Here is a 256-nt window from a genome sequence, read left to right as displayed (position 1 = left end):
TTGGAGTAGGCGTAGATGCCGTCCCGGTTCCAGTCCTCGCGTCCCGGGGTGTTCTTCTCCTTGGCGGGGTCCAGGCGCATGAGCAGGACGTCGGCCTTGGCCTTCTGGTTGAGCTTGTCGGGGCCCAGATCGTTCAGGCCGTCGGGGATGACGTGCACGGCCGTGCCGAGCGTGACGTCCGAGGCCTTGATGGGGGAGCCGGTGGGGACACGCACGAGGCGCACGCCCTCGGCCCACATGGTGTGGCGCAGACGCT

1 pseudogene is annotated in these 256 nt (G+C 68.4%); it reads right to left on the bottom strand.

The window, feature by feature from the left end:
• A pseudogene (locus KVS67_RS12300) lies at positions 1–256 on the bottom strand (ubiquinol-cytochrome C reductase); the annotation flags it as partial.

Origin of the sequence: Micrococcus sp. GbtcB5 (assembly GCF_019091605.1) — a bacterium.
Taxonomy (GTDB): domain Bacteria; phylum Actinomycetota; class Actinomycetes; order Actinomycetales; family Micrococcaceae; genus Micrococcus; species Micrococcus luteus.
Note: the sequence above shows the minus strand (reverse complement) of the source record. Positions and strands in the feature narration are given on the sequence as shown.